At 43.9% G+C, this 21699-nt stretch carries 21 protein-coding genes; 12 read left to right on the top strand and 9 right to left on the bottom strand.

Annotation, left to right across the window (positions count from 1 at the left end):
* The first annotated feature begins 94 nt into the window (after nucleotides 1-94).
* The 5 genes from hisB to hisIE are packed head-to-tail and all read left to right on the top strand — an operon-like array spanning nucleotide 95 to nucleotide 4005.
* A complete protein-coding gene (gene hisB / locus AB4589_RS12575) occupies nucleotides 95-1183 on the top strand; it encodes a bifunctional histidinol-phosphatase/imidazoleglycerol-phosphate dehydratase HisB (protein WP_372100685.1) in 1089 nt (362 codons plus the stop codon).
* Between the two features lie 24 nt (nucleotides 1184-1207).
* Nucleotides 1208-1822 (top strand): imidazole glycerol phosphate synthase subunit HisH, encoded by a 615-nt coding sequence (hisH, locus tag AB4589_RS12570; RefSeq protein ID WP_008223538.1) that lies wholly within the window; start codon nucleotides 1208-1210, stop codon nucleotides 1820-1822.
* A 43-nt stretch (nucleotides 1823-1865) separates the two neighbouring features.
* Complete coding sequence (gene hisA / locus AB4589_RS12565; RefSeq protein WP_012604374.1) at nucleotides 1866-2603, top strand: 1-(5-phosphoribosyl)-5-[(5-phosphoribosylamino)methylideneamino]imidazole-4-carboxamide isomerase; 738 nt, start codon at nucleotides 1866-1868, stop codon at nucleotides 2601-2603.
* Nucleotides 2585-3358 (top strand): imidazole glycerol phosphate synthase subunit HisF, encoded by a 774-nt coding sequence (hisF, locus tag AB4589_RS12560; RefSeq protein ID WP_004734577.1) that lies wholly within the window; start codon nucleotides 2585-2587, stop codon nucleotides 3356-3358. Before hisA ends, hisF begins: the two co-directional genes overlap by 19 nt.
* On the top strand, nucleotides 3355-4005 hold the full coding sequence (hisIE, locus tag AB4589_RS12555; RefSeq protein ID WP_017094419.1) for a bifunctional phosphoribosyl-AMP cyclohydrolase/phosphoribosyl-ATP diphosphatase HisIE: 651 nt from the start codon (nucleotides 3355-3357) through the stop codon (nucleotides 4003-4005). Before hisF ends, hisIE begins: the two co-directional genes overlap by 4 nt.
* Before the next feature lie 250 nt (nucleotides 4006-4255).
* Here hisIE and AB4589_RS12550 read toward each other — a convergent pair whose 3' ends face one another.
* The 4 genes from AB4589_RS12550 to AB4589_RS12535 all read right to left on the bottom strand — a co-directional run bounded on the left by AB4589_RS12550 (nucleotide 4256) and on the right by AB4589_RS12535 (nucleotide 7540).
* Complete coding sequence (locus AB4589_RS12550; RefSeq protein ID WP_371727305.1) at nucleotides 4256-4768, bottom strand: YchJ family protein; 513 nt, start codon at nucleotides 4766-4768, stop codon at nucleotides 4256-4258.
* A gap of 117 nt (nucleotides 4769-4885) precedes the next feature.
* The gene (locus tag AB4589_RS12545) at nucleotides 4886-6103 is read right to left on the bottom strand and encodes an EAL and HDOD domain-containing protein (protein ID WP_017098162.1); all 1218 of its coding nucleotides are present in this window, start codon (nucleotides 6101-6103) and stop codon (nucleotides 4886-4888) included.
* Nucleotides 6104-6226: 123 nt separating this feature from the next.
* Nucleotides 6227-6961 (bottom strand): UDP-2,3-diacylglucosamine diphosphatase, encoded by a 735-nt coding sequence (gene lpxH, locus AB4589_RS12540; RefSeq protein ID WP_017098163.1) that lies wholly within the window; start codon nucleotides 6959-6961, stop codon nucleotides 6227-6229.
* A gap of 84 nt (nucleotides 6962-7045) precedes the next feature.
* On the bottom strand, nucleotides 7046-7540 hold the full coding sequence (locus AB4589_RS12535; protein ID WP_004734582.1) for a peptidylprolyl isomerase: 495 nt from the start codon (nucleotides 7538-7540) through the stop codon (nucleotides 7046-7048).
* Between the two features lie 190 nt (nucleotides 7541-7730).
* Between AB4589_RS12535 and cysS the strand changes: the two genes are divergently transcribed.
* Together cysS and AB4589_RS12525 are read left to right on the top strand one after the other, a co-directional pair.
* Nucleotides 7731-9116: a cysteine--tRNA ligase gene (gene cysS, locus AB4589_RS12530; protein WP_009848796.1), complete on the top strand. Its 1386-nt coding sequence runs from the start codon at nucleotides 7731-7733 to the stop codon at nucleotides 9114-9116.
* Nucleotides 9117-9213: 97 nt separating this feature from the next.
* Entirely contained in the window at nucleotides 9214-9792 is a 579-nt protein-coding gene (locus AB4589_RS12525; protein WP_009848795.1) for a thymidine kinase, read from the top strand.
* Between the two features lie 143 nt (nucleotides 9793-9935).
* Here AB4589_RS12525 and AB4589_RS12520 read toward each other — a convergent pair whose 3' ends face one another.
* The 3 genes from AB4589_RS12520 to AB4589_RS12510 all read right to left on the bottom strand — a co-directional run bounded on the left by AB4589_RS12520 (nucleotide 9936) and on the right by AB4589_RS12510 (nucleotide 11793).
* Nucleotides 9936-10601, bottom strand: a complete 666-nt coding sequence (locus AB4589_RS12520; RefSeq protein ID WP_371709138.1) for a YdcF family protein — start codon at nucleotides 10599-10601, stop codon at nucleotides 9936-9938.
* Nucleotides 10594-11448 carry an NAD(P)H-binding protein gene (locus AB4589_RS12515; RefSeq protein WP_372100682.1) on the bottom strand — a complete coding sequence of 285 codons (855 nt, stop codon included), beginning with the start codon at nucleotides 11446-11448 and terminating at the stop codon, nucleotides 10594-10596. The genes AB4589_RS12520 and AB4589_RS12515 overlap by 8 nt, the downstream gene beginning before the upstream one ends.
* Nucleotides 11449-11562: 114 nt before the next feature.
* Nucleotides 11563-11793: a TIGR02647 family protein gene (locus AB4589_RS12510; protein ID WP_009848792.1), complete on the bottom strand. Its 231-nt coding sequence runs from the start codon at nucleotides 11791-11793 to the stop codon at nucleotides 11563-11565.
* 259 nt (nucleotides 11794-12052) lie between these two features.
* Here AB4589_RS12510 and AB4589_RS12505 point away from each other — a divergent pair, with 259 nt between their 5' ends.
* Both AB4589_RS12505 and focA read left to right on the top strand, forming a co-directional pair.
* Complete coding sequence (locus AB4589_RS12505) at nucleotides 12053-13357, top strand: ATPase (RefSeq protein WP_371709140.1); 1305 nt, start codon at nucleotides 12053-12055, stop codon at nucleotides 13355-13357.
* A gap of 362 nt (nucleotides 13358-13719) precedes the next feature.
* Complete coding sequence (gene focA, locus AB4589_RS12500; RefSeq protein WP_009848790.1) at nucleotides 13720-14562, top strand: formate transporter FocA; 843 nt, start codon at nucleotides 13720-13722, stop codon at nucleotides 14560-14562.
* A gap of 380 nt (nucleotides 14563-14942) precedes the next feature.
* On the opposite strand, the gene AB4589_RS12495 is transcribed toward focA, so the two are convergent.
* Entirely contained in the window at nucleotides 14943-15737 is a 795-nt protein-coding gene (locus AB4589_RS12495) for an ABC transporter permease (protein ID WP_012604364.1), read from the bottom strand.
* A gap of 436 nt (nucleotides 15738-16173) precedes the next feature.
* On the opposite strand from AB4589_RS12495, the gene torE reads away from it, so the two are divergent.
* Genes torE through torA form a run of 3 tightly spaced genes read left to right on the top strand, consistent with a single transcriptional unit; the run spans nucleotide 16174 to nucleotide 20075 of the window.
* The gene (gene torE / locus AB4589_RS12490) at nucleotides 16174-16356 is read left to right on the top strand and encodes a trimethylamine N-oxide reductase system protein TorE (protein WP_008222628.1); all 183 of its coding nucleotides are present in this window, start codon (nucleotides 16174-16176) and stop codon (nucleotides 16354-16356) included.
* A 50-nt stretch (nucleotides 16357-16406) separates the two neighbouring features.
* Complete coding sequence (torC, locus tag AB4589_RS12485; protein ID WP_009848788.1) at nucleotides 16407-17588, top strand: pentaheme c-type cytochrome TorC; 1182 nt, start codon at nucleotides 16407-16409, stop codon at nucleotides 17586-17588.
* 24 nt (nucleotides 17589-17612) lie between these two features.
* On the top strand, nucleotides 17613-20075 hold the full coding sequence (gene torA, locus AB4589_RS12480; RefSeq protein WP_017100089.1) for a trimethylamine-N-oxide reductase TorA: 2463 nt from the start codon (nucleotides 17613-17615) through the stop codon (nucleotides 20073-20075).
* 326 nt (nucleotides 20076-20401) lie between these two features.
* On the opposite strand, the gene AB4589_RS12475 is transcribed toward torA, so the two are convergent.
* A complete protein-coding gene (locus AB4589_RS12475; RefSeq protein ID WP_372100679.1) occupies nucleotides 20402-21616 on the bottom strand; it encodes a putative manganese transporter in 1215 nt (404 codons plus the stop codon).
* Nucleotides 21617-21699: the final 83 nt, after the last annotated feature.

Genomic DNA, 21699 nt, shown 5'->3' with positions numbered 1-21699 from the left:
GTGGATTAATTGCAGGCTGGCAAGTGAAACCAATATTTTGGGTTAGCGTTGATTTTAGCTAGGCCAGCAGATTTAAAATTAAAAGGAAGTTCAAGTGAGTAAACAACAGAAAATACTTTTTATAGACCGTGACGGCACCTTAATTGTTGAGCCGCCAGTTGACTTTCAAGTAGACCGTTTAGACAAACTAAAATTCGAACCGCTAGTGATCCCTAGCCTACTGGCATTGCAAGATGCGGGTTACTGTTTAGTGATGGTGACTAACCAAGATGGTCTAGGCACAGATAGCTACCCACAAGAAGAGTTCGATGCTCCGCACAATATGATGATGGAGTTCTTTGAGTCTCAAGGCGTTAAGTTTGACGATGTGCTTATTTGCCCTCACTTTGACGAAGACAACTGTTCTTGCCGTAAGCCTAAACTGGGTATGGTTAAAGAATACCTACAAGGCGGCAAAGTCGACTTCCAACATTCTGTTGTCATTGGCGATCGAATGACGGATCTTCAACTTGCAGAAAACATGGCAATCCGCGGCATTCAATATGGCCCGGATGCAGAAACGGAAGGCACACTCAACTGGCCACAGATCGTTAAAGATTTAACGGTTAATACTCGTGTTGCTGAAGTGGTTCGTACAACGAAAGAAACGGACATTAAGGTAGCCGTAAACCTTGATGAAACCGGTGGTAACAAGATCGATACTGGCATGGGTTTCTTCGATCACATGCTTGATCAAATCGCGACACACGGCGGTTTCCAAATGAACCTGACTGTGAAGGGCGACCTACACATTGATGATCACCACACAATCGAAGACACCGCTCTCGCTTTAGGCCAAGCGCTTAAAGATGCATTAGGCGACAAACGTGGTATTGGCCGCTTTGGTTTCAGCCTACCAATGGATGAGTGTTTGGCTCAGTGTGCGCTAGACCTTTCTGGCCGTCCATACCTGAAGTTCGATGCTAAATTCAGCCGCGAGCAAGTGGGTGACCTTTCAACAGAGATGGTGGTTCACTTCTTCCGTTCTCTAACCGATACATTGGCTTGTACGCTACACCTTTCTTCTGACGGTAATAATGATCACCACATCATTGAGAGCCTATTCAAAGCGTTTGGCCGTACTCTTCGCCAAGCAATCAAAGTTGAAGGTAACGAGTTACCAAGCAGCAAAGGCGTTCTGTAAGGCTAACGTTAGCAAGGAAAAACAATGAAAGATCAAAAAGTCGTTATTATTGATACTGGTTGTGCCAATGTTTCCTCGGTGAAGTTTGCGATTGAACGTCTAGGCTACGCAGTTGAAATTTCAAAAGAACCAGAAGTTGTTCTTGCTGCGGACAAGCTGTTCCTACCGGGTGTAGGTACAGCAAGTGAGGCAATGAAGAACTTGCAAGAGCGCGACCTTGTTTCTCTTGTGAAGCAAGTAGAGAAGCCTTTGCTAGGTATTTGTTTAGGTATGCAGTTGTTAGGCAAATTGTCTCAAGAGAAAGGCCAAAAAGCTGACGAGTTAGTTGAATGCCTAGGATTGTGTGATGGCGAAGTTCGTTTACTTGAAACGGGTGATTTGCCATTACCACACATGGGTTGGAACACAGTAACCGCGACACCTAACCACCCTCTATTCAAAGATATTGAAGAGGGCGAGTACTTCTACTTTGTACACAGCTTCGCAATGCCAGTGGGTGACTACACAATCGCACAATGTGATTACGGCAATCCGTTTACTGCCGCAGTGCAAAGTGGCAACTATTATGGTGTTCAGTTCCACCCAGAACGTTCGTCAAAAGCTGGCTCTAAGCTGATTCAGAACTTCTTGGAATTGTAATAAGGATTTGGCAGCGGCTAACGTTGCCCTATAAGGAATGTAAATGATTATTCCCGCGTTAGATTTAATTGAAGGCCAAGTAGTTCGCTTATTCCAAGGGGACTACGGGCAAGTAACAGAATACAAAGTAGACCCAGCAGAGCAGTTTAATCTGTATCACCAAGCTGGCGCTGGCTGGCTGCACCTTGTTGACTTAACGGGCGCAAAAGACACAACGGCTCGTCAGTTAGACTTGATTGCTAAGCTCCTTGCTAGCACGCCTGCGAACATCCAGATTGGTGGTGGCGTGCGTAACGAACAAGATGTCGTTGATCTACTAGAAGCTGGCGCACAGCGCGTTGTGGTTGGTTCTACGGCAGTTAAGCAACCTGAGTTGGTTAAAGGTTGGATGGAGAAGTACGGTGCGGAAAAAATCGTGCTGGCTCTGGACATCAATATTGACGAAAGCGGCACACGTAAAGTCGCGATTTCAGGTTGGCAAGAAGATTCAGGCGTGACCATTGAAGCGCTAATTGAAGATTACCTCACGGTTGGCCTTAAACACGTTCTGTGTACTGATATTTCACGTGATGGCACGCTAGAAGGATCAAACGTAGAGCTCTATGTTGATCTTTGTAAGCAGTACCCACAAGTACAATTCCAATCATCGGGCGGCATTGGCAGCTTAGCTGATATCGAAGCGCTTAAAGGCAGCGGTGTTGCTGGTGTGATTGTTGGTCGTGCGTTACTTGACGGCAAGTTTACCGCAGAGGAGGCATTTGCATGTTGGCAAAGCGAATAATCCCTTGTTTGGATGTCCGTGATGGACAGGTGGTTAAGGGCGTTCAGTTCCGTAACCACGAAATTATTGGTGACATCGTTCCGTTAGCGCAACGTTATGCGGAAGAGGGCGCTGATGAATTAGTATTTTACGATATCACTGCATCAAGCGATGGGCGTGTAGTCGACAAGAGCTGGGTGAAACGTGTAGCAGAAGTGATTGATATTCCTTTCTGTGTGGCTGGTGGTATTAAGTCTGCGGAAGATGCAGCACGCATTCTTGAGTTTGGTGCAGATAAAGTATCCATCAACTCGCCTGCATTGGCTAACCCACAGCTAATCACTGACCTAGCTGATAAGTTCGGCGTACAGTGTATCGTTGTCGGTATCGATTCATACTTCGATAAAGAGACGGGTAAATATCAGGTTTACCAATTCACAGGCGATGAAGCGCGTACCAAAGCAACCAAGTGGGAAACCAAAGATTGGGTGCAGGAAGTACAGAAGCGTGGCGCCGGTGAGATCGTGTTAAACATGATGAACCAAGATGGCGTTCGCAACGGCTATGATATCGACCAGTTAAATATGGTACGTTCGGTGTGTAATGTACCCCTGATTGCATCAGGTGGCGCAGGTGCAATGGAACACTTTGCTGAAGCTTATAAAAAGACCAACGTGGATGGAGCACTTGCGGCTTCGGTATTCCACAAACAAGTCATCAATATTGGTGAACTTAAACAGTATTTAAAACAACAAGATGTAGAGGTGCGACTATGAGTTTTGAACCCGTAAGCTTATCAAAAACAGAAGTAGGCGCATTGTCAGAGCGTATTGATTGGGAAAAAGTCGATGGCTTAGTGCCAGCGATTGTTCAAGATTACCAATCGAGCCAAGTGCTGATGATGGGATACATGAACCCAGCAGCGCTCGAGAAAACAGGTGAAACTGGCCAAGTGACGTTTTTCTCTCGCACTAAAGAGCGCCTTTGGACCAAAGGTGAAACGTCGGGTAACGTATTGCAACTGCAAAACATGTCATTGGATTGTGACAACGACACCTTGCTGGTTAAGGTTAATCCCATTGGCCCAACGTGCCACACAGGTACAACAACGTGTTGGGATGGAGACAAGCAAGAAGAGTCTCAGATGGTGTGGCTTCATCAGCTTGAGCAGCTACTGGCTGCCCGCAAGGACGCAGACCCTGAGTCTTCTTATACTGCCAGTTTATATGCCCGTGGCACCAAGCGTATTTCGCAAAAAGTGGGCGAAGAAGGCGTTGAAGTCGCGCTTGCGGCGACGTCGGGCGATAAGGCGGAATTAGTGTGTGAATCAGCAGATTTGATTTACCACCTAATGGTTCTTCTTCAAGACCAAGGCTTATCGATGAACGATGTGGTGAACAAATTAAAAGAGCGCCATAAATAAGCCCTCTTTAGATTAATAGAACCGCGTAAAAGACAGGCAAAAGCCCCGCAAACAAACATGTTTACGGGGCTTTTTAGTTTTTTAATTTTCAAGATTTCAAGATTTCAAGATTTCAAGATTTCAAGATTTCAAGATTTCAAGATTTCTAAGCCCTACGTCACTTTTCTAACCTCTGACTTTGCGTCATTCCGAGGAGCCTAAACGACATCAGGAATCTCTTCTCTTAATCTGACTTTTTTGGTCGAACGAGTTACCCGCAGCACTTCTTGTATTTCTTACCACTGCCACAAATACACGGATCATTACGGCCGATTTTAAAGCTCTCAACGGTTTGATTTAAGCGTGGGTCAATTTCTGGTTGTGTAGTTTGTTCCTGCTCTGGGAAGGTACCATCAATGTAGTACCAAAGGCCGTCTTCACGTATAAAGCGAGAGCGTTCTTGCATGCAGTATTGTGCGCCTTCTTCATTGAAGTAAGCTTTAAACTCAACAAAGCCTTCGTCTTGGTGCGAGCCTACCGTAGTATCGATGACTTCTAGTCCTGCCCAATCACTGTTGATAGATTCGGCAATACCTTCTCTTTGCGCTTCTGCGTTGCAGCTAGGGTGGTAAGTCGCAACAACATAGTCAACCAAACCCAACACGTGCGCTGAATAACGAGAGCGCATCAACTGTTCAGGCGTTTCAACAGCACTGTGGTGAAGGTGCGCTGATTCACAGCACTGTTGGTAAGAATTTTTGCTACCGCATGGGCATAAAGACATGGTCAAATCCTGTAAAAATGGCCTCTGTAAGAGGCCATAAATGAATGTGTTGGAGTTTATCGAGAAACGACTGCTCACCAAAGCTGAGTTTCGATTGAAGTTGCTGTGTGACGTGAACTATTTCAAAGTAGGAGACAGCAGGTCTTGGGCCCAAGAAGTTGCTTCGTCATAAGCTTGACCTAGCTCTGCTTCGTTGAGTTTGAGCAGTTTACGAATGCGCGTTGCTTCATCCCAGCGAGCTTGTTCATAAGCTATGACCATCGCCAAAATGGCACCTAATACGCCTTTACGTTGAATCAAGGCTTGTTTAATCTCATCATCGATCGGCACCGAGTCCAGTACTTTTACTAACGGCAGATCGAATAGGGAGTCGAGCAGCGAGAACATGCCAGTTAAAAAGGCTTGCCCGGGCTCAACCTTAACGTTCATTTTCTCGACCAACAGTTCACATTGGCGCGCGCGTATCACGGCTAAACCATAAAGTGAGTCTGGTTTATCTTCTTTCGCGGATGCGATAGCAACCAGTGACACTAGCTTACGTAGTTTTTGTTCACCAAGATAAACAAGCGCTTGGTGGAATGAACGAATCGGTGTTGATGAGCCACCAGCGGAGTTTACGTAAGAGAGCAGCTTATACGACATAGTCATATCAAGGGTAATCAAACGCTCTACTTCGGCAAAGTTGATAGGATCGTTGGCAATCTCTTTCAACAGTTGAACAATGGTTAAAAAAGCAGGGTTTAATGCGCGAGTTTGGATCATCTCCGGCTTACTGAAAAAGTAGCCTTGAAAGTAGTTAAACCCGGCTTGGATTGCTTCTTGGTATTCTTCGTGAGTTTCTACTTTCTCCGCTAGAAACTCGATATTCAAGTCTTTCAGAGTGTTCATGAACATCGCAGCTTTAGCGATTGAGATCAAACGTATGTCGAATTTGATAATTGATACGTAAGGTAAGAAGCGTTTCCATGCTTTGCTAGGCACAAAGTCATCTAACGCGATCGTGTAACCTGCATCATAAATTGTGATGATGGCTTCTAGCAGTTCGTCTGTTGGCTCACAGTCTTCCAGTACCTCGACAACTAAGCTCTCTTTCGGAAATAGAGTCGGGACTAGGTTAACCAAGCTTGCATATGGAAAATTAACGAATCCAAGCTTATCGCCCAATGTATTATAGTGGGTAGATAAGAAGTGGTCGGAAAGCAAACGGCTAGTAGCGAGCTCCGGCTCTACTTCAGGGAAAGTGTTCTTAGGACCATCCCTAAATAGCAACTCGTAACCTATGGTCTTCTTGTCTGCATCGAGTATTGGTTGACGCGCTACGTATGAATATTTCAACTTGGTACTGTGTTCGGTTTATTTTTGATAGACAAATAATAGCTAATTCAGGAGAAATTACCATATACAAGTGAAGAAAATCTGACCGATGATAATAATAAAAGTGAAAGTTTAAGCGTGATGCTAAAAGCGATTGCTAAACTCGCGATTCTGTAGTTCAAAACTTTGCGGAGTGAACACCAGAACTGATCCTTGGGTATACCAATCACCCAGTACGATACGGGTTTTAGTGCAATTGTTAGCACTGAAGGAGTGTATGTCTGGACGGTGAGTATGACCGTGGATCATCAAATCGACGTTGTGTTGTTTCATCACATTTTCGACTTCTTGCTGTGTTACATCCATGATGTCGAGTGACTTTGTCTGCTTATCATCTTTGATATCAGACTGAACCTTGGAGACAATTTTCTTTTTGATAAAAAATGGAATTCTATTAAAGACCCATTGTAACCAGGGCTGATGAACTTTTTCACGAAAGGCGAGGTACTTTATATCTTCGGTACACAGAGTATCACCATGCAATACCACTGCTTTTTGTCCGTAGATATCGATAGTAGAAACTTCATCTAGAAGCTGTACACCTGTTTGTTTCGCAAATTTTTTGCCAACTAAAAAGTCCCGATTGCCTTGTGTGAAATAACAAGGTACGCCAGTGTTAACTAAGTCTATAAACGTTTGGCGAATTGAATTCGCGAACTCGCTTGTATCGTCGTCACCAATCCAGAATTCGAAAAGATCACCCAACACGTAGAGTGCATCCGCTTCTACGGCCTCGTTCTTCATGAAGGTTAAGAAGCAGTCTGTGATGTCTTGTCGCGACGGAGCAAGGTGTAGATCTGATATAAAATATGTTTTCATAGGTCTAAAAAAAGGGAGCGATTCGCTCCCTATATCCTGATTTTATCGGCTCATCAATTATTAATACTAACCGAAAGCAAGTGATTAAGCTTCGATTGTAGTACCAGTGATGATCACTTCTTCTAGAGGTACGTCTTGGTGCATACCCATAGAACCAGTGCTAACACCTTTGATCTTGTTTACGATGTCCATGCCTTCAACAACTTCTGCGAATACACAGTAGCCCCAACCGTCTAGGCTTTCGCTACGGAAGTTTAGGAAAGAGTTGTCGTTAACGTTGATGAAGAACTGAGAGCTCGCTGAATGCGGTTCCATAGTACGAGCCATTGCTAGCGTACCCACTTTGTTCGCTAGGCCGTTGTTTGCTTCGTTCTTGATAGTCGCGCGAGTTGTTTTTTCTTTAAGGCCAGAAGTCATGCCGCCGCCTTGAACCATGAAACCATCGATAACACGGTGGAATAGCGTGTTGTCGTAAAAACCGTCACGGCAATACTGTAGGAAGTTTGCGCTTGTTTCTGGTGCTTTTTCTTCGTTAAGTTGAACTTTGATGTCACCAAAATTTGTGTGAAGGATGATCATGATTGTTACCTTACTGTCTTTTTAATATGAAGTTCGAATTCTAGCGCATGTTGGCGGACTTTCAAATCACCAAATCATTAACTTAACTCGGATGTTTGAGGTAATTCCTGCTTTTGGGGATTACCTATTAAGGTATGACTTGTTATACTGCGATCTTATTTTTGATTAATCCATAAAATAGATAGAGATCATGCTGAAGATATATAACACGCTCACAAGACAGAAAGAGGAATTCAAACCAATTACAGCTGGCAAAGTCGGTATGTATGTCTGTGGGGTAACCATATACGATCTCTGTCATATTGGTCATGGCCGTACGTTCGTTTCATTTGACGTGGTAACTCGTTACCTGCGTTACCTTGGTTACGATTTGAATTTCGTTCGTAATATCACTGATATCGATGACAAAATCATCAAGCGCGCTAATGAAAACGGCGAGTCTTGTGACTCTCTGACTGAGCGTCTGATCGGTGAAATGCACGCGGACTTCGATGCATTGAACATGAAACGCCCAGATGTCGAGCCTCGTGCGACTGAATTCATCACAGAGATCATTGAGTTAGTAGAAAAGCTAATTCAACGTGGCTTTGCTTACGTTGCAAGCAACGGTGACGTGATGTTCGAAGTTAAGAAGTTTGACGAATACGGTAAGCTTTCTAAGCAAGATCTTGAGCAGCTTCAAGCTGGCGCCCGTGTTGACATCGATTCTGCAAAACGTAGCCCGTTAGACTTTGTTCTTTGGAAGATGTCTAAGCCTGGTGAGCCGACGTGGGAATCGCCATGGGGGCCAGGTCGTCCAGGTTGGCACATCGAATGTTCAGCAATGAACTCGTCTATTCTTGGCAATCACTTCGATATTCATGGTGGTGGTTCGGATCTACAGTTCCCGCACCACGAGAACGAAATCGCACAATCTTGCTGCGCACATGGCACCCAGTATGTGAATACTTGGATGCACAGTGGCATGGTGATGGTAGACAGAGAAAAAATGTCTAAGTCACTGGGTAACTTCTTCACTATCCGTGACGTACTTCAGCATTACGATGCAGAGACAGTTCGTTACTTCCTAATGTCTGGTCACTACCGTAGCCAACTAAACTACAGCGAAGATAACCTAAATCAGGCTCGTGCATCACTTGAACGTCTCTATACATCACTTCGTGGTCTAGACGTTACCGCAGCCCCTGCTGGTGGTGAAGAGTATGTGACTCGTTTCTCTACAGCGATGAACGATGATTTCAACACACCTGAAGCTTATTCAGTGTTGTTTGAAATGGCTCGTGAAATCAACCGTATCAAGACTGAAAGCATCGAAAAAGCAAGTGCACTAGGTGCGTTGATGCGTGAACTGGCAGACATCATCGGTATTCTTCACCAAGATCCAGAAGCTTTCTTGCAAGGTGATGCAGCAGGTAACGATGACGAAGTCGCTGAAATCGAAGGCCTAATTAAGCTACGTAATGACTCTCGCGCTTCGAAGGATTGGGCAAATGCCGATCTTGCACGTGATAAGCTGAACGAGCTAGGTATTGTTCTGGAAGATGGTCCAGAAGGTACGACTTGGCGTCGTAAGTAAATCTTATAAAAAGGGCTGATTTTCAGCCCTTTTTTCTAGCAAAAATTCTCTAATTTCACCTTTTTATCTTCAACTTTTAATTAACAGGAATATTTCTGTGGCTCAGATGTATTTTTATTACTCGGCAATGAACGCGGGTAAATCAACAACGCTTCTTCAATCTTCATTCAACTACCAAGAACGTGGTATGACACCAGTGATCTTTACGGCTGCATTAGATGATCGCTATGGTATCGGTAAAGTGAGTTCACGAATTGGTCTTCAATCTGAAGCTCAATTGTTTAAAAACGACACCAATATGTTTGAGGCAATTCAAAAACTCAACGAAGAAGAAAAGCGTCATTGTGTATTGATCGATGAGTGTCAGTTTTTGTCGAAAGAGCAGGTTTACCAACTAACAGAAGTGGTTGATAAGCTGCACATCCCTGTACTTTGCTACGGTTTGCGCACTGACTTCTTGGGTGAACTGTTTGAAGGTAGCCGCTACTTGTTGTCTTGGGCTGACAAATTAGTAGAACTTAAAACAATTTGCCACTGTGGCCGTAAGGCCAATATGGTAATTCGTACAGATGAGCACGGTGTGGCAATTGCTGAAGGTGACCAAGTCGCTATTGGTGGCAATGACCAATATGTTTCGGCTTGCCGTTTACATTATAAAGAAGCGTTAGGTAAATAAGCAGCCTACAAGTCGGCATTGCTAAAACCAATAGCGTTCAAATTAGAAAACGGTGACCTAGTGTCACCGTTTTTGTTTATTGAGCCGAGCTTTTGTTTTATTCCAAGCCGAGCTTCTATTTTATTCTTAGTCGATCTTTTGCTTTATTCGAAACCGAGCCTCTTTAATGCTTGATAGGCATGGTCAACGTCGTCAGGGATGGGCATCTCAATTTGAAAGCCCTGAGCGGGGTAGGATTTGATTCGCTCATAATCAGCAATCAATGCACCTAACACCATGTCTAATGGTAACTCTTCGTTAAAGTAATCAATCCAGTCTTGCCATTGTGAAGTGACTTGAATCTCGGTAACTTCGTCAGGCCACTGTTTAGCAAACGTGGCGTAAGTGCGTTTCTCCATAAAGGGCTTCTGAACTAGGGTCAGCCGTTTAGGTGATAATCCTCGCTGAGCCAGTAGCTCGTAGGTAAACCGTACATTTTCCCCAGTGTTTGTCGCGTGCTTCTCAATGATAATGTCTAAGTCAGGCACACCACAGTCTCGTGCGATAGAAGCGAACGTTTCTGCTTCTGAACGCTCAAAGCTTCCTTCTGTAAAACGTCCCATACCACCAGAAAAAACGATGTATGGCGCTATCTTTTGGTGATAAAGCTCGGCTGCATATTCAGCGACGCGAGTATCGTTGCTACACAATACAAAAATACAGTCTGAAGGCGTAACCTTGTGGCCCATAGACATAAAGTTCCAAAGGGTGTCGACTGAGCGATGCAGTTTTATATTGGGATTTCTCTTAGCTGTAGATTGCTCAGTCATGAAGTGCGTCCAGTGTGGATTCGAATTTAAACGAGTAACCTAAGTCGAGAATCTTTTTCGAAGAGATCAGTTTGTCTGGCGTATCGACAAGAGGGGGAAGTGGTTCGCTGCTATTGGTACTTTTTAGTGCTGCGGCATAGAACTCTGCTTTGCTCACAGTATTCGGTGTGGTGACGTTGACCACTTCGTTGTGCAGTTGACTGATAGCGAAATCGACTGCGCCAATCGCGTCGTTAAGGTGAAGCATGTTGGCAGGAGCTTGAGTACTAACCTGCTTCAATTTACTTGCAAACCTCGATGGGTGACGGTTCGGGCCAATTAATCCACTGAAGCGAAGAATGGTGTAGTCGATGCCTGAATCAATCACTGATTGTTCCGCTCGCAGCATCACTCTCGCGCTATCGGTGAATGAAGACGCGAGCTCGTTGCCTGAGGTTGAAAGGGGGAGTGAAGCATCCAGTTCGTTCAATACGCCAGGTTTAGTTGGGTATACGGTTGTTGAACTGACCATGATGAGCTTCTTAACGTTGGCCTTTTGACACGCATTGGTGAGTTGCTGCCAGTAGTCGGCGTACTCTTGTCCTGCTCCCTTTCTAAAGCCTGGAGGGAAGCTACCAATCACTATCTCAGTGTTGTTTTCGAGTAACAACGAATAGAGTTCACCGATTGTCTCATCTGGCTTTGATGAGTCAAAACTAAACACTTCACATGGAACTCGTTTGTTCCCAACAGCGTCTGCACCTGCTTGGGTCGTTTTCGTGACCACAACTTGGTTACCATGTTTTTCTAAATGTTCAGATAAAGGTGCACCGACCCATCCTGCACCAACAATAAATATAGAAGCCATGTGTTCCTCACAACTGCAAATGACGAATTTACAATAAGCCTAACAAACCTTTGGCCAAAAATGAAAAAACTCCACGGCCGAAGCGAGTGGAGTTTTTACTAGAACCGTGGAGTTTTAGTTCAGTACGCGAAGTAACTTGTCTGCGCGCTCTGCCATCTGGATACCTTCATCTGTTAGGTAACCACCGTCTGGCTGAGTGCAAAGATTCTTTTCGAATAGGCGCTTAACAGCGTCTTGAGTTTCTTGAGCAGCCTCTTGATGAACTTTAATTCCAGTAGCGGCGCTACTTACATCAAATTGAAGAAGGAGGTTTAAATCAGCAATATGTTCAGCGTTGTACTTCATAATTAACCTATATATTCATAACGTTCTCTACCTTCACCTTAGTGCGCATTCACGGCTCAAGCAATAGCAAATAAATAGAATTGATAAGTGATACCAAATTGAATGATTAATCGTCGTATGGTGGGTTTATTTTAGTTAGATTGCGTGATTTGCAGCCACTTAAATTCTGAACGATGTTTATTGGGAAGTGGTTGTAATATATTGTGTTACTAGAAATATATTGCATCCAGCTAATATTGTATAAAAAGGAAACGCATCAGTGAGAGTGAACAAAGTAGCATTAACGATCAGTATGCTATTTGCTATCTCAGGTTGTCAAAGTACACCCTCAGAGCAGACAGGCGCGAACCAAACCACAAATGACAATGAATCAACAGTAGAGGTCCGTTCATTTCAGTCTGTCCAAAGTGTTTACTCCGAGTGGGAGGCTAAGCTTGAAGAACACGCTCAATTGTCTCTCTATGCTCCAGAGAATTACAATGAACTACTAGACGCTTGGGATGATGCTGAAAGCATTTATGCGGACTTAGTGAAAGATCAAACACGGTTAACCAAGAGTTACTCGATTTTTTCTACACTAACTTACGCTGAAGCCTTTGATGAAAAAATTGCGTTGATTCGATCAAATTATGACTCGATCTTAGTGCTAAAGGAAAAGGCTGACAGAGTATTAGCCGACTCGATAGTGCAAATGGATTACTTAAAGTTTCTTGGTGCCGACACTATGTTTGCATCGAGCTACAAGCGCTTGTATTCAGAATACAGCGAGCTGTTTGAGTATGTGCTGGTTGACGAACTTGAAGATGCTCAGGAAGCACAGGTAGAGTTTCTTAATAACGCGAGTTTGTTAGAAGTTAAAGTGGCCCACAAGAAGTACATCGAACCTTTGAAGGATGAGTTGGAGTTCTTGGAAGATGAAGATTTCGACGACGTTGTTCCACTGACGTTTGCTAAAGCGGCATCTCAAATTGCTTTGGCAGAAAGCCAAGTGAAAGCCAGTCCCCGTGAAAAGTCGATCATTGAAGACGCAGTTCACGCTGCAGAGTTCGAATTAAACCACGTGCGCAGTGTTGCTCATGAAGTTAAAGTGCTCGCAAGTATTAAAGGTGACAAATTTGAACAATCGGTTTTAAATGCCGAGAACCAGTTATTGAGCATTTCACGAGTGGTTAATGATGAAGATCACCGTGATGTTGTATTGCGTCTTCAGTCTCAAAAAATTGTAGCGAGTGTTAAAGCGCTGAAAGGCTCAGACATGACGGCGTCATTAAAGTCAGAGATTAAAACTTTGACTGAGCGACTCGCTAAGTTAGAAAGTGAGAATCAGAAACAAACACAGAAATTGGTTGAAGCGACCAAGCACAACCAATTGTTAGATGATCAGGTTGCCAAGAGTGATGCTCATATAAAGAGCCTAGAAGAGTTAGTGGATAGTTTGAAAAGCTTAGGTGGTAAAGTTGCCAGCGAAAGTGGCTCTGATGTGATTCTTCCTAGTATTGAATCTAGCCTAGAGGATGCATCTAACGAACAATCATTAGAAGAAATGGTTGAACCTTCGGTTTAGTAAGACTAATTTCTTTATTTGTGATTGAGTTAAAAGCGCCTAAGGGCGCTTTTTTACGTTCTGTTGATCTATGTCAAAATCTGGAAACAAAACTGTCCATTGAGTCATTATAGTGTACGTTATTCTTTGAGTTTTAACGTAACTTGTTGATATTTATAAATGTGTTGCTTTCTATGCTGATAACTAATCATTCAGCAGAGTTTTATTTTTACTACTAAAGTCGTATGAATTTGGAATAACTTGGACTAATTTCTTTCAACAGGATTGTGAGAGGCATTTCGAGCTTAAAATAGCTCTTGAATTCAGAAATGAAAGAGAGGATTATCGCGCTCCCGACGACATGTTTCAAAATGTAAATCATCATGAATCTAAACCAATTCGACTCATTATTACCGCCACAAATGGCTGAGCGCGCTGCAGATATTGGCGTAGGTAAAGCAACCAAAGATCCAATCAAATCTTTTCTCCTAGCGATTTCTGCTGGCATACATATTGGTATCGCGTTTGTGTTCTACACAATCGTGACTACCGGCGCTGGTGATTTACCGTGGGGTATTACTCGCTTATTGGGTGGTCTAGCTTTTAGCTTAGGATTAATCCTTGTTGTTGTTACTGGTGGTGAACTGTTTACCAGCTCGGTGTTGACGCTTGTTGCTCGCGCAAGTGGCAAGATTACCTGGCGTACATTAGTTAAGAACTGGACCACGGTTTATGTCGGTAACTTAATTGGTGCATTGCTGCTGGTGGCCTGTATGCTTCTGACTAAACAGTACATGTTCGATCATGGGCAAGTGGGTTTGAATGCCATGGCGATTTCCCAACACAAAATGCACCATGATTTTATCCAAGCTATCGCGCTTGGCATCATGTGTAATGTGTTGGTTTGTATCGCGGTATGGATGACGTTTAGTGGACGTACACTGACTGACAAAATCGCAGTTATGATTTTACCTGTTGCGATGTTCGTATCAGCCGGTTTTGAGCACTGTATTGCCAACATGTTCCAAGTCCCTTTAGCTATCGGTATCAAAACATTTGCTCCCGCAGAATTTTGGACAATGACAGGCGCTAACCCTGCGGACTATGTTGATCTGAACATGATGGACTTTTTGATGAACAACTTGCTGCCCGTTACCATTGGTAACATCATTGGCGGTGGTATCTTTGTTGGTATGTGGTACTGGTTGATCTACCTACGTGACTAATAAAGGTAGCGTGATCCACCAAGCGGTTTCGTGATTAATTCCGATTACGCGGTTAATCCAGTTTACGAGTTAACAGGGTAACTTGGACTCAGTGAAAACACTGAACTGACTTATGACATTTACAAGACGGCCTGCATTGCAAGCCGTTTTTATTTGTGGAAAACCTACTTATTCATGTCTTAAATTATCATGTGAACGCTCAATAGCGATGCTCACCGTGTGTGTATATGTCTTTGAAAACGACCAAAGATCAAAGGTAATGATCTTTCCCTAGGTGGGAATGGACAAAAAAGGATCTATATTGATTTGGTTATCCACAATTTCTGTGGATAACCTGTCTCAAATTCAGTGAGTAACCAGATCTAAGTGGAGTGGGGTGGCTATTTCGAAGGCTGTATTTGCACGAGAACTCGGCCTTCTTTAGTTAGAGATGTCTTCAATGAGAGGTGAAGTGCAAGTGCTAAAGAGCAGCTCATCATCACGAAGATAGCTAACATGATCATCAACTGATACTTAATCGCAATCATCGGTGATGCACCTCCTAAGATCTGTCCTGTCATCATTCCCGGTAGCGTGACTAAGCCTGTAGTTGCCATAGAGGCCATAATTGGTGACATCGCCTTCTGTATCGCATTACGAACAAAAGGCGCGGCTGCATAGGAAGGAGATGCGCCCAAAGCGATAGCCGCTTCGTACTCTGATTTCTGCGTTTCAAAAGCCCCAAACAAGTTCTGCAATGCCACGATATTACTGCTTAAGCTATTACCTAACAGCATCCCTGCAATAGGGATAAGGTACTGTGCGTTAAAAACAGGTGTCGGTTTAATGATGAAAAAGCAGATAAACAAGACAATAGGTACACAAGTTACAGCAAGGCTAACGGCTATAGGACCTAAAAGTAGGTTTTTGGAGAGCCTAGATTTTTCAACAATTGAGCTTGCCCCAACGATGATCATTGCAAATAGCCACAGTAAATTGACCCATAAGCTATTTAAGGTGAACAAGTATTCTAGGTAAAGTCCCACTAGAAATAGCTGAACAACCATACGGATTATGCTGACAGAAGCCTCTTTGCCAAGGCCGAGTTTTAACTTGTAGTTGATGGTAATGGGTAGCAAGAGAAGTGAGCTGAAGAACAATAACTGCCACCAAGATATATCAATAACGTCTTGCATAATGATTCCTTTTAAGTGGTCTCCATCATATCTGAAAGTGCCAAATGATGCATTTCAACTGTAAAGTCACCAATTCTAAAAATGATCAATCATTTAACAAACAAAACACAAAATAGTGGTTGTTTGAGGCTTTTTTAGCTACTACTTAGTAGGTAAAAAGTTAAAATTGGTTGTCATATGGTTGCGTATATGTTGGTTTTTAACATTTGTGAAATATACTTAATTCTTCACATTTGTTAATACTTTTTAATAACTTTGTTTAACTGAAAACAAGTTTGGATGACCTCAAAAAAGTATTGATTAGCAAGGGTTATAACGGGGGATTTGATTGAACCCTACTTTGTGTATGGTCTAAAATTTGTTGTTAGATACTCAAGAACTTTAGCCCCATAGAATGGGTTACTCGAAATTACTAAATACAAAATAGGCAAAATGTATGAGTGATGTTAATAAAATTGAAACTGGCGAAAAACGCTCGTTGGAGTGGAAGTCTTTCCTCTTCATCGCGGTGGTTCTCTTTCCAATATTAAGTGTGGCTTTTGTAGGCGGTTACGGCTTCCTAGTTTGGGCACTGCAAGTGTTTGTATTCGGACCTCCTGGTGCTCACGGCGGCATGTAATGCCCTCTAGTAACAACATTTTTTAAAATCAATATTTAAGAGAGCTAAACATGAAATCATTTTTAGTTAAATTATGGCGCACAATGACTCGCCCTGCAGTACACATCAGTCTTGGTGTACTAACTATGGGTGGCTTTATCGCCGGTGTTATTTTCTGGGGCGGTTTTAACACAGCTCTAGAGCACACAAATACAGAAGAGTTCTGTGTAAGTTGTCACACCATGCGTGACAACGTGTACGTAGAACTACAAGAAACGGTTCACTGGAAAAACACTTCTGGTGTACGTGCTACTTGTCCTGACTGTCACGTTCCACATGAATGGACAGCAAAAATCGCTCGTAAGATGCAAGCATCTAAAGAAGTATTCGCTCAAGTATTTGGTGACCTAGATACACCTGAGAAATTCGAAGCTCGTCGTATCGAACTGGCTAAACACGAATGGGATCGTTTCTCTTCGAACAAATCTCTAGAGTGTAAAAACTGTCACAACTACGATTCAATGGACTTCGAGAACATGCGCCCAACAGCGCGTATCCAGATGAAGAATGCAGCAGAACGTGATCAAAGCTGTGTTGACTGTCACAAAGGTATTGCTCACAACCTTCCAATGGATATGGCATCAGCAAGTGGTATTGTTGGCGAGCTAGAAAATGTAGCAAGCAGCACATCTTACGCAAATGGTTCTGACGTGATCTCTATTCGTCACCTCCCAATGTACACGGATGAAACAGCAACAGTTGAAGCGGGTCTACTCAGCCCTGCAAGTAAAGTTGCGGTTATCGACGAAAAAGGCGACATGATCAAGATTCAAATCGATGGTTGGCGTAAAGCGAAAGGCTTCGGACGTGTAATCCAAGAAGACTTCGGTATGAATATCTCAACTGCAATCTTGACCAAAGAAGTATCTCAAAGTGACGTTATCACTGTTGGTGAGAAGAAAGAAGATGAGCTTACTGGCCTTCCATGGGAAGAAGTTAACCTAGCACTTTGGATGAAGAAAGAGTCTATGGTTGATAACTTCGATCCAATCTGGAACGCAGCGGGTCAAGCGTACCAATCTAACTGTTCAACGTGTCACTCACAGCCAGATGAAGCTCACTTCAGCGCTAACGGTTGGGTAGGCATGTTAGATGGTATGATTGCATTCGTTAACTTCGATACAGATACAGAAGCACTTGTTCTTAAGTATCTACAGAAGCACTCATCAGATTTTTCTGAAGGCCATCACTAATAAGACGTCAATTGGAGTAACACAATGGCAATTACAAGAAGAAGTTTTCTGAAAGGTGTCGCGACTACAAGTGCGGCATCGGTTATCGGTCCAAGCTTATTGGCGTCGGCATCAGTGTCTGCAGCAGAAACAGACGGCGCGTGGAAAGTCTCTGGTTCTCACTGGGGTGCATTCCGAGCTCGCGTTTATGCGGGTAAAGTACAAGAGATTAAACCTCTAGAAATCGATCAACACCCAACTGAGATGTTGAAAGGTATTAAAGGTATTATCTACAGCCCATCACGTGTGCGTTACCCAATGGTTCGCCTAGATTGGTTGAAGAAGCATAAATACAGCGCAGACACGCGTGGTAACAACCGTTTTATTCGTGTGACTTGGGATGAGGCACTAGACCTTGTTTACCGCGAACTAGAGCGCGTACAGAAAGATTACGGTCCATGGGCGCTTCACACAGGTCAAACTGGTTGGAGACAAACGGGTCAGTTCCACAGCTGTACTAACCATATGCAACGTGCAATGGCACTTCACGGTTACTCTGTGAAGAAAATCGGTGACTACTCAACAGGTGCTGGTCAAACGATCATGCCTTACGTGCTAGGTTCTACTGAAGTTTACGCACAAGGTACATCTTGGGAACTTATCCTAGAAAACAGTGACAACATTGTTCTTTGGGGTAACGATCCAGTTAAAAACCTGCAAGTAGGTTGGACATGTGAGACTCACGAGTCATTCGCATACTTAGAACAGCTGAAAGAAAAAGTTGCTAAGAAAGAGATCAACGTTGTTTCTGTTGACCCTGTTAAAAACAAAACAGGCCGTTACCTAGAAAACGAGCAAATGTACATCAACCCACAAACTGATGTGGCGTTCATGCTTGGTGTTGCTCACGTTCTTTACAACGAAGATCTATACGACAAGAAGTTCATCGAAACTTACTGTCTAGGTTTTGAAGACTTTATCAAGTACGTTCAAGGTGAAACGAAAGATAAAGTTGAGAAGACACCTGAGTGGGCTTCGGCTATCTGTGGTGCAAGCGCGGACTCTATCCGTGAATTCGCTAAGATGCTGGTTAACGGTCGTACGCAGATTCTTGTCGGTTGGAGTATCCAACGTCAACAACACGGTGAGCAGCCTTACTGGATGTGTGCCGTTATCGCAGCAATGGTTGGCCAAATCGGTCTACCTGGCGGTGGTATCTCTTACGGTCACCATTACTCTGGTATCGGTGTTTCTTCAACTGGCTTCGCTGCTCCGGGTTCATTCCCGTTGAACATCGACCAAGGTCAATCGCCTAAGCACACTAACACTGATTACAACGGTTACAGCCGTGTAATCCCTGTTGCTCGTTGGGTAGATAGCTTGCTAGAGCCAGGTAAGAAGATCAAAGCGAACGGTTCAACGGTTACACTACCGGATATCAAGATGATGGTATTCAGTGGTAATAACCCGTGGCACCACCACCAAGATCGCAACAAGATGCGTAAAGCATTCAAGAGCCTACAAACTGTAGTGGCTGTTGATTTCGCTTGGACTGCAACTTGTCGTCACTCTGATATCGTGCTTCCTGCATGTACTCAGTGGGAACGTAACGATATTGATGGTTACGGCGCGTACTCTGGTCGTGGTTTGATCGCGATGCACAAACTAGTCGATCCTCTGTTCCAGTCTAAAACTGACTTCGAGATTATGTCTAGCCTAACTAAGCGTTGGGGTCGTTACGACGATTATACGCGTGGTATGGACGAAATGCAGTGGGTTAAATCTCTGTATGACGAATGTCGTGCATCAAACGAAGGCAGTTTCGAAATGCCTGAGTTTGCTGAGTTCTGGGAGAAAGGTTTCCTAGACTTCGGTAAAGGTAAGCCATGGACTCGTCACGCTTCATTCCGTGAAGATCCAGAGATCAACGCACTAGGTACGCCTTCTGGTTTCATCGAAATCACAAGCCGTACTGTTGGCAACATGGGTTACGAGCACTGTCAAGAACACCCAATGTGGTTTGAGAAATCTGAACGTTCACACGGTGGTCCAGGCTCTGACAAACACCCGTACTGGCTACAATCTTGTCACCCAGACAAGCGTCTTCACTCTCAGATGTGTGAATCTGAAGAGTGGCGTGCGACTTACGCGGTACAAGGCCGTGAGCCAATCTACATCAACCCAATCGATGCTAAGAAGAAAGGCATCAAAGATGGCGACGTAGTACGTGTGTTCAATGACCGTGGTCAACTACTAGCAGGTGCTGTTCTAATGGATAGCTACGCACCTGGTGTTGTTCGTATCGAAGAAGGAGCTTGGTATGGCCCGATCAACGAGAAAGTGGGGGCGCTAGATACATACGGCGATCCAAACACACTAACTCAAGACATCGGTACGTCTGAACTTGCTCAAGCAACGTCAGCAAACACATGTTTGGTTAACTTCGAGAAGTTCCAAGGCAAACTGCCTCCAGTAACTTCATTCGGTGGTCCAATCGAAGTTTCTTAAGTCTTGTACTTAAGAACCAAGATTAAAGCTTGAATTAAAGCCCCTGTAAGCACTCTTACAGGGGCTTTTTGTTTTTCTAGCCTGTGTGCGGGATTTGTAATTAAGCATTGTCATAGCGCCAACAGGGGGCGTTTTTGAGACCGGCTATAACGACGTGCCGTTTGAGATAGGCTGTAGAACTATGAACTATGAACAATGAACAATGAACTATGAAGCAGGAAGGGAGTGTAAAAAGAATCTGTTGTAAGGACTTAGGCAGACGGAAACAAAAAGGCCGATACAAAGTATCGACCTAATAGAGACCTATGGAATTGAATCAGCTTGAGTTAAATTTCGAACATAAACCAATAACCGTATGCACAGATTAATGCGGGTATGCCTGAATATAATGTGGCCACAAGAGCCGCTTTCGGTGCCATTGCGATAGCAGGGAATAAAGCATCACCATCATTTGAAATTGCGTTACCGACCTGAGCTGAAAGTGGCAGTGCACCTGAAAGGTAAAGGCTAGTGACCAACAATTGTGGACCACACCCCGGCAGTAAGCCCATCAACACACCCGCCAGGGGGAGCATCATCCCCCAGCTTGAGAATAGCGTCGCAAAATCGACATTTGCAAGCACAGAGCCAAACTCGAAGAAAAGAAAAGCCACCACCACCCATGCAGTGACAAAGTTTGTATCTTGAGCTGTTTTTTGTAGTGGGTGAGAACCTATACATTTTTCATCTTCACTTACGGCCGATTTGTAATCATCAATTTCACGAGTAAGCCCCCACAAAAACATCGAGCTGATCAGTAAAATCGTTCCCGTCCATTCCATAGACATCTCAGGCAGTGTCAGCAACTGGTTTACATCGATTTGAAAAGAGCCAAGCAGGGCAACAGCGGCTCCCGGAATAATAAGCACAGACCATAGGTAACCCTGAAGGTTTATCGCTTTTTTAGAGACAGGGCTTTGACCTTGAGGTTGTGAGGTACAGCTGTTTTCCGCTTCATTTCTCTCTGCCTGTTTCGGGCGTAAAAAGTCGTCTGCGTGAAACAAGTTTATGATTCGTCCTGAGGCGGTACCCACGATTACACCCATCGCCATCATGGCTAAACCTGTTTTGGGTTCGCTAGCAATTAACAGGAAGGCCGCGTCACCCATGGTTGAGACGAGTACAGCCACAACCGCACCAAATCCGAGTTTGCCTGAAATAAATTGTGTGGTGACCACAATCGCTCCCCCACAGCCTGGCAATGCGCCCATTAGCGCGGCGAATACAACTTGGTTTGAACGAGATTGATGGACGAGCTTATTGAAGACGTTATCTTTGTTGATGTATAGACTTAACCAGTGGTAAATCGCTAGGGTTAGCGCAACGTAACATGACACTGCCCAGAAGGCGTCAGACAAGGTAGTGACCGTCAATTCTCGCGTAGCAGGAGCTGCAACTAACGCCGCAAGTGAAATAGGTAAAAGCAGGCGCTTAAAAGACAGTGAAAACTGAGTTGTTTTCGCAGCGCTGCTGCTTGGCAAAAAAGAGATTAGTCGATCCATAAGTGTCACTCAAAATTTGTGTATTAAGATAATCATATACGAATGATAATAATTATCAATTGCATTCGTTGTTTTTTTATCTT

It is taken from the genome of Vibrio sp. 10N.222.49.A3 (genome assembly GCF_041475145.1).
GTDB classification, from domain to species: Bacteria; Pseudomonadota; Gammaproteobacteria; order Enterobacterales; family Vibrionaceae; genus Vibrio; species Vibrio tasmaniensis_A.
Note: the sequence above shows the minus strand (reverse complement) of the source record. Positions and strands in the feature narration are given on the sequence as shown.

Excerpts from the sequence above, each read along its gene's own strand:
- hisIE (WP_017094419.1), top strand. The coding sequence starts at position 3,355 with ATGAGTTTTGAACCCGTAAGCTTATCAAAAACAGAAGTAGGCGCATTG.
- hisA (WP_012604374.1), top strand. The coding sequence starts at position 1,866 with ATGATTATTCCCGCGTTAGATTTAATTGAAGGCCAAGTAGTTCGCTTA.
- hisF (WP_004734577.1), top strand. The coding sequence starts at position 2,585 with ATGTTGGCAAAGCGAATAATCCCTTGTTTGGATGTCCGTGATGGACAG.
- cysS (WP_009848796.1), top strand. The coding sequence starts at position 7,731 with ATGCTGAAGATATATAACACGCTCACAAGACAGAAAGAGGAATTCAAA.
- AB4589_RS12520 (WP_371709138.1), bottom strand. The coding sequence starts at position 10,601 with ATGACTGAGCAATCTACAGCTAAGAGAAATCCCAATATAAAACTGCAT.
- AB4589_RS12550 (WP_371727305.1), bottom strand. The coding sequence starts at position 4,768 with ATGTCTTTATGCCCATGCGGTAGCAAAAATTCTTACCAACAGTGCTGT.
- torE (WP_008222628.1), top strand. The coding sequence starts at position 16,174 with ATGAGTGATGTTAATAAAATTGAAACTGGCGAAAAACGCTCGTTGGAG.
- AB4589_RS12510 (WP_009848792.1), bottom strand. The coding sequence starts at position 11,793 with ATGAAGTACAACGCTGAACATATTGCTGATTTAAACCTCCTTCTTCAA.
- AB4589_RS12515 (WP_372100682.1), bottom strand. The coding sequence starts at position 11,448 with ATGGCTTCTATATTTATTGTTGGTGCAGGATGGGTCGGTGCACCTTTA.
- AB4589_RS12475 (WP_372100679.1), bottom strand. The coding sequence starts at position 21,616 with ATGGATCGACTAATCTCTTTTTTGCCAAGCAGCAGCGCTGCGAAAACA.
- focA (WP_009848790.1), top strand. The coding sequence starts at position 13,720 with ATGAATCTAAACCAATTCGACTCATTATTACCGCCACAAATGGCTGAG.
- torC (WP_009848788.1), top strand. The coding sequence starts at position 16,407 with ATGAAATCATTTTTAGTTAAATTATGGCGCACAATGACTCGCCCTGCA.
- lpxH (WP_017098163.1), bottom strand. The coding sequence starts at position 6,961 with ATGAAAACATATTTTATATCAGATCTACACCTTGCTCCGTCGCGACAA.
- hisH (WP_008223538.1), top strand. The coding sequence starts at position 1,208 with ATGAAAGATCAAAAAGTCGTTATTATTGATACTGGTTGTGCCAATGTT.
- AB4589_RS12535 (WP_004734582.1), bottom strand. The coding sequence starts at position 7,540 with ATGATCATCCTTCACACAAATTTTGGTGACATCAAAGTTCAACTTAAC.
- torA (WP_017100089.1), top strand. The coding sequence starts at position 17,613 with ATGGCAATTACAAGAAGAAGTTTTCTGAAAGGTGTCGCGACTACAAGT.
- AB4589_RS12495 (WP_012604364.1), bottom strand. The coding sequence starts at position 15,737 with ATGCAAGACGTTATTGATATATCTTGGTGGCAGTTATTGTTCTTCAGC.